General features: G+C 64.1%; 12 protein-coding genes. 3 read left to right on the forward strand and 9 right to left on the reverse strand.

The genetic code is table 11. The annotated features are described in order from the left end of the window. The coding region (locus EN914_RS11885) for a DbpA RNA binding domain-containing protein (RefSeq protein WP_206527197.1) at positions 1 to 941 on the forward strand (941 nt) is incomplete at its 5' end. 98 nt (positions 942 to 1039) lie between these two features. On the opposite strand, the gene EN914_RS11890 is transcribed toward EN914_RS11885, so the two are convergent. Continuing rightward, entirely contained in the window at positions 1040 to 2458 is a 1419-nt protein-coding gene (locus EN914_RS11890; protein ID WP_024504039.1) for a glycosyltransferase, read from the reverse strand. Positions 2459 to 2598: 140 nt separating this feature from the next. Between EN914_RS11890 and EN914_RS11895 the strand changes: the two genes are divergently transcribed. Continuing rightward, complete coding sequence (locus EN914_RS11895) at positions 2599 to 3312, forward strand: DUF805 domain-containing protein (protein WP_024504040.1); 714 nt, start codon at positions 2599 to 2601, stop codon at positions 3310 to 3312. Here EN914_RS11895 and EN914_RS11900 read toward each other — a convergent pair. The 6 genes from EN914_RS11900 to leuD form a co-directional block, all read right to left on the reverse strand. Beyond that, the gene (locus EN914_RS11900; RefSeq protein ID WP_024504041.1) at positions 3302 to 3790 is read right to left on the reverse strand and encodes a GNAT family N-acetyltransferase; all 489 of its coding nucleotides are present in this window, start codon (positions 3788 to 3790) and stop codon (positions 3302 to 3304) included. The two genes, EN914_RS11895 and EN914_RS11900, sit on opposite strands and share 11 nt — an antisense overlap. Before the next feature lie 4 nt (positions 3791 to 3794). After that, positions 3795 to 4898 carry a 3-isopropylmalate dehydrogenase gene (gene leuB / locus EN914_RS11905; RefSeq protein WP_024504042.1) on the reverse strand — a complete coding sequence of 368 codons (1104 nt, stop codon included), beginning with the start codon at positions 4896 to 4898 and terminating at the stop codon, positions 3795 to 3797. A gap of 202 nt (positions 4899 to 5100) precedes the next feature. Further along, the gene (locus tag EN914_RS11910; RefSeq protein ID WP_024504043.1) at positions 5101 to 5451 is read right to left on the reverse strand and encodes a VOC family protein; all 351 of its coding nucleotides are present in this window, start codon (positions 5449 to 5451) and stop codon (positions 5101 to 5103) included. Positions 5452 to 5464: 13 nt separating this feature from the next. After that, the gene (locus tag EN914_RS11915; protein ID WP_024504044.1) at positions 5465 to 5848 is read right to left on the reverse strand and encodes a RidA family protein; all 384 of its coding nucleotides are present in this window, start codon (positions 5846 to 5848) and stop codon (positions 5465 to 5467) included. 221 nt (positions 5849 to 6069) lie between these two features. Further along, the gene (locus EN914_RS11920) at positions 6070 to 6999 is read right to left on the reverse strand and encodes a hypothetical protein (RefSeq protein ID WP_024504045.1); all 930 of its coding nucleotides are present in this window, start codon (positions 6997 to 6999) and stop codon (positions 6070 to 6072) included. Between the two features lie 69 nt (positions 7000 to 7068). After that, on the reverse strand, positions 7069 to 7674 hold the full coding sequence (leuD, locus tag EN914_RS11925; RefSeq protein WP_013528787.1) for a 3-isopropylmalate dehydratase small subunit: 606 nt from the start codon (positions 7672 to 7674) through the stop codon (positions 7069 to 7071). 127 nt (positions 7675 to 7801) lie between these two features. On the opposite strand from leuD, the gene EN914_RS11930 reads away from it, so the two are divergent. Continuing rightward, the gene (locus EN914_RS11930) at positions 7802 to 8227 is read left to right on the forward strand and encodes a GNAT family N-acetyltransferase (RefSeq protein WP_013528786.1); all 426 of its coding nucleotides are present in this window, start codon (positions 7802 to 7804) and stop codon (positions 8225 to 8227) included. Between the two features lie 76 nt (positions 8228 to 8303). On the opposite strand, the gene EN914_RS11935 is transcribed toward EN914_RS11930, so the two are convergent. Next, entirely contained in the window at positions 8304 to 9470 is a 1167-nt protein-coding gene (locus EN914_RS11935) for an FAD-binding oxidoreductase (RefSeq protein ID WP_024504046.1), read from the reverse strand. 29 nt (positions 9471 to 9499) lie between these two features. After that, positions 9500 to 9894 (reverse strand): ATP-binding protein (locus EN914_RS11940; RefSeq protein ID WP_164778720.1); only part of this gene is annotated, 395 nt, incomplete at its 5' end.

The raw sequence follows: 9894 nt of genomic DNA on the forward strand, positions 1-9894 counted from the left end.
ATCTTGAGCTGGTCATCCACGCCGATTTGCCGACCAACCCGGAAACGCTGCTGCACCGCAGCGGCCGCACCGGCCGCGCCGGGCGCAAGGGCGTCAGCGCGCTGATCGTGCCCAACAGCGCCCGCAAGCGCACCGAACGGCTGTTGCAGAACGCCGGCCTCAAGGCGACATGGGCGAGCCCGCCCTCGGCCGACGACGTGATGCGGCGCGACGACGAGCGCATCCTTGCCGATCCGGCTTTCGATGAGCCGGTGAAGGAGGACGAGCGCTCCTTCATCGACGCGCTGCTCGCCAGGCATGGCGCCGAACAGGTGGCCGCTGCCTTCGTGCGCCAGTGCCGCGCCAGCCGCTCGGCCCCCGAGGATCTCATGGAGATCGCGCCCTTCACGCCGTCGCGTGAAAGGCCGGCGGGCGAAGGTTTCGCGCGCCGCGACGAGGCGCCCAGCCGCCGCGACGATTTCGGCGACAGCGTCTGGTTCTCGCTGTCGATCGGGCGCCGGCAGAATGCCGAACCGCGCTGGCTCATCCCGATGCTATGCCGCACCGGCAGCATCTCGAAGCGAGAGATCGGCGCCATCAAGATGCAGCCGGAAGAGACCTACGTGCAGATCGCAGCGGATTGGGCAGACCGCTTCCTGGCCGCGATCGGTCCCGACCGGAAGCTGCAAGGCAACATCCTGGTGAAGCGGCTCGACGGTACGCCCGATCTGTCGCGCGCCGGCTATCAGCCGCCAAGCCCCGACAAGAAGCCGCATCGCGGCAAGGCGCCGTTCGATCCCAACGCGCCGAAGCGCAAATTCGAAAAACGTGCACCGGCAGCAGCCGATCAGCGCCCGGCCGCCCCGCATGACGCAAAGCCATGGGCGAAGAAGCCGGGCAAGCCGAAATTCGACACCACCGGCGCGCCCAAGCACAAGAAGGCGAAGAAGCGGCCCGCCTAGAGCATTTCACCGTTTCACGGAAACGGCGATCTGCTCTAACTCTTTGTTTTGACGCAATTCCCGAGGGAAAACCGCTGCACACTTTTCCTGGAATTGCTCTAGGACTTCGGCCGGAGGGACGCGCTTGCCTGCAGGCCAGCCTTGATGGCAGCCCAGCTGGCCGACGCCGGCGTCGGGCGATGCTGCTTTGCGATGCGTTCCGTCAGCGACGAGCGCCATTCCGGATCCTCCGCCATCCGGCGGATCGCAGCGTACCAGCCCGCCTGGTCATTGGAATCGATCGCCGGCATCAGCCCGCCGCTCGCCTCGATCAGCGACGGCGCGGTCGAGACGATGACGGGAACGCCGAAATCGAGACATTCCGAGGCGCCGTAGCCCCAGCCCTCGATATGCGAGGGAAAGACGCCGAAGGAAGCGCTGCGGTAGTATCGGATGAGCTCCTCATCGCTGATCGCTCCGGTGAACGTAACCCGCTCGAGCAGTCTCGGATGGGCCTTGAGATAGGCGCGCAGCGGATCGATCATCCAGCCCCAGCGCCCGGCGCAGACGAGCCTCGGCAGCTTGACGCCTTCGTCGAGCGCCTGCTGCCAGATCCGTGCCAGCAGGATGTGGTTCTTGCGCACTTCGATGGTCGAACAGTAGAGCACGAATGGCTCGGCGGCCTCGATGCGCGAAGTCTCGCCCATGCGCGAAGCCGTCTCGTACAGGATGGAAGGCATCGGAAACCGGTATACCACCGGCTGCGTGACGCCTGCCTGTTGCATATGATCGGTCAGCGTCGAGCCAACTTCGTCGGATGCACAAAATGCCGGCGCGCCGGAACGCACGAGGTGTTCGAGATATGACCCGAAACGCGCCTCGCCAGGGCTCATACCAACGAGGTCGGGGCGCAGTGTCGGTATGAGGTCATGGCAAAGAAACGCGAGGCCACCGGCGCGCCCGGAGACGGCGACTCGGTCGTCCCCGGTCAGAATGTGATGGCTGATCAGGACAAAGCCGCGTTCAGTCTCGGCCGGTTGGCCTGGAACATCCTGACGCGGGGCCGACCGGACTCGCGCCCGCTGGTACAGACGATAGGCCCGGATCAGCAGCTTCGTCGCCTGATAGGCAATGCCTTTGCGGCCATGGGTCACCGTCTTGGCGAGATGGCGGTCGGCGTCGCGCTTGCCCCATGGCTGCTGCCTCACCGCTTCGAGGGCCTGCGACATCGCCGTGCGCCTCCCAGGCCATCGTTTGAGGCGCCAGGGTGAAATCTCGCCCGTCGCGACATGGTCCTGCTCGAAAGGAGCGAGGGGGCGAAACCGGCCTTCCCACGGTCGGAACGCCACCACCTCCACGCTAGGGTCGGGATCGGCCAGGGCTGCGCTGACGAGAAAGCTTTCCACCCGTGGGATGCCGACAAGTCCCTGGCCGGACGGCCAGAACGTCAGGCCGGTGGCGTCGATGGCCAGCCTGGGAGGCCTTCTTTCCCCTCCATCTTCAATCACGGTTTTACTGTCAGGACTCTCGACTGTCATGTTCTGCTTCTGTCGAAGGCGGTTGCACTCGATGCCTTATGCTTCATTTGCCGCGAAGACGGTAGCCGTGCTGCCCGGTATTGCCCATCGGCTCGGCCCTGTGCCACACCTTTGGCCGGGACGTGGCAAGAGGGTGGCCCATGCGCGGTGAAGTGCTTCACTATGACGGTGACCAGGGGTTCGGCTTCATCACCGGAGCCGACGGGAACCGCTACACCTTCACCCGCGAGAGTTTACGCCGGGAAACCGCCATGCCCAACGGTACCGCCGTCGAGTTCCAGCCAGGCGGCGGCCAGGCGCGCGACGTCTTTTCGATCGCCGCCCCGACCGCCGCTCCGGCCGCCGCTGAGCCCGGCATCAAAGCCGCACCAGTCCAGGCCAGCGTTCCGCCTGCAGCAGCCCCAAGTCCTGCGCAGCATTTCGGCCGGTCTTCCGAGACAGCCGAGCCCAGCGATCTCTGGGGCTATTTCTGGCGTGGCGTGACGCAGAACTATTTCAATTTCGCCGGTCGCGCCCGCCGCAAGGAATATTGGGGTTATTTCCTGTTCTGGGTGGTCTCGCTGCTTGTCATCGGCGGCATCGGTCTTTTCGCCGACAATGAAATGGGCAATTTCGACAGCAGCGTATCGGCGGCGGTAACCGTCGGCCTTTGCGGCACCTTCGTCCTGGCGACACTGCTGCCCAGCCTCGGCATGACCGTTCGCCGCATCCATGACATCGGCCTCTCGGGCTGGCTTTATCTGGTGGTGCTGATCCCGACCATCGGCAGCCTGATCATCCTGGTCTTCGCGCTGATCCCGACGCAGGCCCGCGAAAACCAGTGGGGACCGGTGCCGGCGGGCGTCAGGGTCTAGGGATGATCGCCTTCAGCGCCTCGCCCGAAAGCCTGAGAAAGACCTTCTGGCCGTGGCGTTCTGCGCCAAGCCGGTCGTAGAAGCGCTGCGCGCCTTCGTTCCAGTCCTCGCTGGTCAGGTCGATGCGGCCGATGCCTTCGCGCAGGCAATGATCGGCGAGAAAGCCGATCAGCGCCCGGCCGACACCAGCGTTGCGGGCTTTGTCGCGCACGAACAGGTCCTTGAGGAACAGCAGCCGCTCGAGATCGATACCGGGATGCGCGATCGCCACCGACGCCAGGCCGCTGACCTCGCCCTCGACGAAGGCGAGCGCGAAATGCGGATAGGCCGGGCTTTCCTCGCCAAGCCATTTTCGTGCCGCAGACAGGGCCCGGTCGGCATCGAGAGGCGGTTGCCGATAATGTTCCGCCATCTCGCAAAACATGGTCGCGAGCGTCGTCGCGTCCTCGATCGTCGCCCAGCGGACGCCGACCGTCACGGTATCAGCCCAGGAATTTGGCGATGATCGCGTCGCCCATCTCAACCGTACCGACCTCGGTCATGCCATCGGACATGATGTCTTTCGTCCGCAGGCCCGCGTCGAGCACGGCGGCGATTGCGCCTTCGACGCGGTCGGCTTCATCGACCATGCCGAAGGAATAGCGCAGGCACATGGCGAAGGAGGCGATCATGGCGATCGGGTTGGCAATGCCCTTGCCGGCAATGTCGGGCGCCGAACCGTGCACCGGCTCGTAGAGCGCCTTGCGCTTCTTGGTCTTCACGTCAGGCGCGCCGAGCGAGGCCGACGGCAGCATGCCGATCGAGCCGGTCAGCATAGCGGCGATATCGGACAGCATATCGCCGAACAGATTGTCGGTGACGATGACGTCGAACTGCATTGGCCAGCGCACCAGCTGCATGCCGCCGGCGTCGGCCAGCATGTGGTCGAGCTTGACGTCGGAATAGCGCGCCTTGTGGGTCTGGGTGACGACCTCGTTCCACAACACACCCGACTTCATCACATTGCGCTTTTCCATCGAGGTGACGTGGTTCTTGCGGGTGCGCGCGAGTTCGAAGGCGACGCCCGAAATGCGCTCGATCTCGAACGTGTCGTAGACCTGCGTGTCGATGCCGCGCTTCTGTCCGTTGCCGAGATCGATGATCTGCTTGGGCTCGCCGAAATAGACGCCACCGGTCAGCTCGCGCACGATCAATATGTCGAGACCTTCGACCACCTCCTGCTTGAGCGAGGAGGACGCCGCCAGCGCCGGATAGCAGATGGCCGGGCGCAGATTGGCGAATAGCTCCATGTCCTTGCGCAGGCGCAGCAGGCCGGCTTCCGGGCGCACCTCATAGGGCACCGCATCCCATTTCGGACCGCCGACGGCGCCGAACAGCACCGCGTCGGCCGCCATCGCCTTTTCCATGTCGGCATCGGAGATCGCCGCGCCATGCGCGTCATAGGCGCAGCCGCCGACCAGCCCCTCATCGGTGGCAAAACCGCTGCCGAGCCTGTCGTTCATGACCGCGATCAGTTTCTTGACCTCGGCCATGGCCTCAGGACCGATGCCGTCACCGGGGAGCAGGAAAAGATGCTTCGTTGCCATGGAGAAACCGTCCTGGAAAGATTTGAACCGCGGCCTTGCTAAACGCCAAGCGAGTTGCATGCAAGCAGGAACGCAGCGATCACGGATAACCCGATTCGTTGGTGATCCGTAGCGCCCCCCTCTGCCCTGCCGGGCATCTCCCCCTCAAGGGGGGAGATGGCCGGCAGGCCAGAGGGGGGCGCTGTCCCGCCGGCATACGTCATCACTGATGCGAGAGAATGTTGATCAGCCGGCCGAACGGATCGCGCACGTAGAAGCGCCGCACGCCCCAGGGCTCGTCGGCCGGTCCGTATTCGATGGCAAAGCCCGCCGCCTTCATGGCATCGAGCGCTGCATCGACATCGTCGACCTCGATCGAGAGATCCGGCACCGGCGTGCCGGAACCGCCTTGCGCCATGAAGCTGACCTGCACCTGCATCGTTTCATCGGAGCCGTAGGTTGCGATCCAGCCGAGGTCCATCAGCACGTCGAGACCGAGCACATCCTGGTAGAAACGCTTCGCCGCCGCGACATCCGCTGTCTCGATATTGGCAACGATGCGCTGGACTTTCATCGTCGGTCGCCCTTCAGGCCGTGCGCCGCAGCGCCGTCACCTCGATCTCGATCTTCATTTCCGGTTTGTTGAGTTGGCAGACGATCATCGTCGCTGCCGGCCTGATGTCACCGAACGTCTCGCCGAGGATCGGGAAGACTACATCCACGAACGCCTGGTCGGTGATGTAGTAATGCGCCCGCACCACGTCAGCCATCTCGAAGCCGCCGTCCTTCAGCGCCTTGCCGATCGTCGCCAGGCAATTGCGCGTCTGCGCCTCCACCGTCTCCGGCATCGTCATCGTCGCATAGTCGTAGCCGGTGGTGCCGGACACAAAACACCAGTCGCCCTGCACCACGGCGCGCGAATAGCCGGCGGTCTTTTCGAACGGCGAACCGGTGGAGATGAGTTTGCGCATATGAGGGGCCTTGCTTGGGTTGTCGGCCAGCATTAGCAGGCGGAACGGCGCGGGTCGTGGGCCAAGCCAGGCAAACTGTTATCCCGGAAGCGAAGCGCGAACCTCCGAGATTGGTTGAAGCATCCCTTCCGTCGTCATCCTATGGCGGAGCAAGGAGCGTAGCGACGCGGCGCAGACCATAGGATGACGAAAGCGAGGGGGTGCTGCGCAACGCTAAAGCTTTAATTTGCCGCCCCCAGCGCCTTGTCCAACGCCGCCTTCACATCCGCCGGCCATGTCGCCACACCAGGCCACGCCTGCGGCTGGCCATTGTCGCCGCGGCGGGCGAAGTAGAGTTTGTGCTGGGCCGGGTCGACCGCCATGAAGCCGTCATTGCCGCCGCAGTCATGCGGCACGCAGCCGCTGGCGTAGAAGGCGCCCGAAGCGGTCTTTTCGGTGCCGCCGCCGACCAGCAGACTGGTCGCCATGTCGGCCATGTCCTTGCCGAGCAGCTTTTCCGCTTCCTTGTAGACGGCCTCATTGTGGAAGGCGTCGATGATGTTCTGGTACTTTTCCGGATCGATGTCTTTCCAGTCCGTTCCGGGTTCCGGCATGTAGGTAAGATTGCCCGAAATCGTCAGCCCGTCGGTCGGCGACCATTGCAAAGCCGGCTTCTGATCTCCCGGCAACAGGTAGGGCACGAAATAGATGGCGTTGTCGGACACCGCCGAGGGCGGCGCGCCGCACTGGTCCTGCTCGACCGTGGTGCTCTGGATCGTGCCGCCTTCCGGTTTCCAGACGATCACCGTCGCCGGCCCGCATTGGTTGCCGCCGTCGCCGACATCGAACAGCGCCACCTTGACGCCGCCGACCTCGACTGTTTTGTCGAAGAAGACATCGTAATTGCTGGCCAACTGCTTGCCGTCATAGGCAAGCACCTTCTCGCCATACTGTTCCTTCTGGGTGATGGTCAGCGTGCCGCCTTCGAATGGGACGGGAGCTTGCTTGTCGTCATCGGAAGCATCGGCGGCGTTCGTCCCCTGATCGGCGGACGGCTGCTCCGTCGCCGGGGCCGGCTGTGTGGCGGGCGTCTGGGTCTGCGCAGACGCGCTGGCGATTTGCCCCAGCAACAAGGCCAGCCCGCAAAGGCCGGCAAGAAGCGAACGTGTCATGACTGTCCCTCCACTCAGTCGCCGCGAACCGGCCCGAAAGGCCAGATCCATCCGTCCGGAGCGCGCCGCTCAGGCCCAGGGGCGCTGTTCGGCGTTGCGCTTCTCGAACGAAGCGATGGCGCCGGCTTTCTCCATGGTCAGGCCGATATCGTCGAGCCCGTTGAGCAGGCAGTGCCGCTTGAAGTCGTCGAGGTCGAATTTGACCACGCCGCCATCCGGCCCACGGATTTCCTTGGCTTCGAGGTCTACCGACACCGTGGCATTGGAGCCGCGCGAGGCGTCGTCCATCAGCTTCTCGAGATCCTCGGGGCTGACGGTGATCGGCAGGATGCCGTTCTTGAAGCAGTTGTTGTAGAAAATGTCGGCGAACGAGGTCGAGATGACGCAGCGAATACCGAAGTCGAGCAGCGCCCACGGCGCATGCTCTCGGCTGGAGCCGCAGCCGAAATTGTCGCCGGCGACCAGGATCTGCGCCTTGCGGTAGGCCGGCTTGTTGAGCACGAAATCCGGGTTTTCCGAACCGTCGTCCTTGTAGCGCATTTCGGCGAACAGGCCGGTGCCGAGCCCGGTGCGCTTGATCGTCTTGAGGTAATCCTTGGGGATGATCATGTCGGTGTCGACATTGACGATCGGCATCGGAGCGGCGACGCCGGTGAGCTTGGTGAATTTTTCCATGGCTTTTGCCCGTGTTTTCGTTGCGGGGAATTTGCTGAGGCCCGGTTTACACAAAGCCGGCGGCAAATAAAAGGCAACTGTTCGTGCACGGTGGCACAAGCCGGCCCGATGGTGCAATCTGGCGGCCATGGCAGAAAACGCACACGTCCTCTACGAAAGAGAACCCGCGCTCGACATCGCCGAATTCCGTCGCGTGCTGGTCGAATCCGGCCTCGGCGAAACACGGCCGATCGATGATGAAGCGCGGCTGCGGGCGATGCTGTCGGGCGCCAATCTGGTGCTGACCGCGCGCCTTGATATTCAGGGCAAGCCGCTGATCGGCGTCATCAGGGCGATCACCGACTTCTCCTGGGTCTGCTACATCTCCGAACTCGCCGTTTCCCGATCGGCACAGGGGCTCGGCATCGGCAAGGGCCTGATGGACGAGGCGCGCCGGCAGCTTGGACCATCGGTCGCCATCAGCCTGATCTCCATGCCCGATGCCGTAGGCTTCTACGAACGTATCGGCATGAAGCGCATGGCCGACGCCTTCTGGTTCGACCGCAAGGGCTGAGGCTCGCTGGAAATACTGTTCCGCAACCGTAGCGATCCTTCGCGCCAGCGTCAAAAAGGACCTTCCCTTTGCCCGCTCAAATCACATTCAATTCCCGGAACGCCCTTCCCTCCGCCACCCGCTCATACCCGAACGCCGAGCAATCCACCGTGCGATAACCGCCATGCACGATCAGCTCGGCCAGCGCTTTGCCCACTGCTGGCGCCTGCTGCAGGCCGTGGCCGGAAAAGCCGTTGGCGAATAGGAAATTGCCGACGTCGGGATGCGGACCGATCACCGCGTTCTGGTCGAGCGTGTTGTAGTCGTAGTGGCCGGCCCAGGCACGGGTCGGCTTGATCGCCTCGAAGGCGGGAATACGGGTCGCCAGCACCGGCCAGATCACCTCTTCGAACAGTGGCCAGTTTACCTCGAAGTCGCCGGGATCGGGTGCGCAGTCGCCTTCCTCCGGTTCGGCGCCGCCGGTGAGGTAGACCGAGCCTTCCGGACGGACATAGATGCCGGAGGGATCGACCAGCAGCGGCATGTCGGCATATTTCTCGCGTGCCTCGAAGACGAAGACATTGCGCTTGCGCGGCTCGACCGGCAGCTCAAGCCCGGCCATGGCAGCCACCTTGCCGGCGTTCGGGCCGGCGGCGTTGACGACGATGCCAGCCTCCAGCATCTCGCCATTGCCGAGGCTCACTCCCGTGACGCGGTTGCCATCGCGCGCGATGCCGGTGACATCTGCGGTGATGAAATCGACTTTCTTCTGCCGCAGCGCCTTGCGGAACAGCGTCAGCATCGCATGCGCGTCGAACCAGCCTTCGCCGGTGCGGCCATAGGCGCCGGCTGAAATGCCCTCGGGCGACAGCCACGGGAACCGGCGCACCAGCTGATCCGCGTCCTCCAGCACAATGTCGGCGCCCTCGGCCATCTGCGCCTGGTGATTGCTCCTCAGGATCGGCAAGCCGTCCTCGCCGGCAAGGATGAGGTAGCCGCCCTCGCGAAAGCCGATATCGGCGTCATCCCCGAACTCTTCCTTCAGCCGCCGGAACAGCTTCAGCGTGAACTGCGACAGGCGGATGTTTTCCGGGATCGAGAATTGCTGGCGGATCGAGGCCATGGACAGCGTCGTTGACGCATGCGCGAATTGCGGATCACGCTCGACCAGCGCGATCGTGCCGGAAAACCCTTGCTCACGCAGGTAATAGGCGACCGAGGAGCCGACGATGGCTCCGCCGATGATGACGATGTCGTAGCGCATGTTCTCTCCGATCCGGCCGATAGTGTCCTTCACGCCACCGGCAGAATGACCTCGAAGCGCGTGCCGCGCTCGCTGTCAACCAGCGCGATCATACCATCATGCGCTTTCAGGAGGGCCAGCACGATGCCGAGGCCCATGCCGGTGCCGCCCTGTTCGCGCCGCGTGGTGAAGAACGGCTCGAAAATGCGCGCCCGGTTGCTCGGCGAAATGCCGGCACCGTCGTCGCTGACCAGGATGCTCGCCTTGCCGCCGGCGCTCGTAGCGGAGACAGAAACCTGCATCGCGCCATGCCTGGCCGAATTGTCGATGAGATTGGCCAGCACGATAGCCGCGTTCTCGGCCGATATGCGCAAGTCGATGTCGCCGCCGGCCCCGATGCTAACCGCGAGCCTGTTGTCGACGGGCAGCAGCGACAGTGCCGCAC

This window comes from Mesorhizobium sp. M7A.F.Ca.CA.001.08.2.1 (assembly GCF_003998455.1).
Classification (GTDB): domain Bacteria; phylum Pseudomonadota; class Alphaproteobacteria; order Rhizobiales; family Rhizobiaceae; genus Mesorhizobium; species Mesorhizobium ciceri.

What these genes read in the sequence shown, in the direction of transcription:
- EN914_RS11895 (WP_024504040.1), top strand. Translation starts at nt 2,599, where the DNA reads ATGCGCGGTGAAGTGCTTCACTATGACGGTGACCAGGGGTTCGGCTTC.
- EN914_RS11890 (WP_024504039.1), bottom strand. Translation starts at nt 2,458, where the DNA reads ATGACAGTCGAGAGTCCTGACAGTAAAACCGTGATTGAAGATGGAGGG.
- EN914_RS11920 (WP_024504045.1), bottom strand. Translation starts at nt 6,999, where the DNA reads ATGACACGTTCGCTTCTTGCCGGCCTTTGCGGGCTGGCCTTGTTGCTG.
- leuB (WP_024504042.1), bottom strand. Translation starts at nt 4,898, where the DNA reads ATGGCAACGAAGCATCTTTTCCTGCTCCCCGGTGACGGCATCGGTCCT.
- EN914_RS11930 (WP_013528786.1), top strand. Translation starts at nt 7,802, where the DNA reads ATGGCAGAAAACGCACACGTCCTCTACGAAAGAGAACCCGCGCTCGAC.
- EN914_RS11910 (WP_024504043.1), bottom strand. Translation starts at nt 5,451, where the DNA reads ATGAAAGTCCAGCGCATCGTTGCCAATATCGAGACAGCGGATGTCGCG.
- EN914_RS11935 (WP_024504046.1), bottom strand. Translation starts at nt 9,470, where the DNA reads ATGCGCTACGACATCGTCATCATCGGCGGAGCCATCGTCGGCTCCTCG.
- leuD (WP_013528787.1), bottom strand. Translation starts at nt 7,674, where the DNA reads ATGGAAAAATTCACCAAGCTCACCGGCGTCGCCGCTCCGATGCCGATC.
- EN914_RS11915 (WP_024504044.1), bottom strand. Translation starts at nt 5,848, where the DNA reads ATGCGCAAACTCATCTCCACCGGTTCGCCGTTCGAAAAGACCGCCGGC.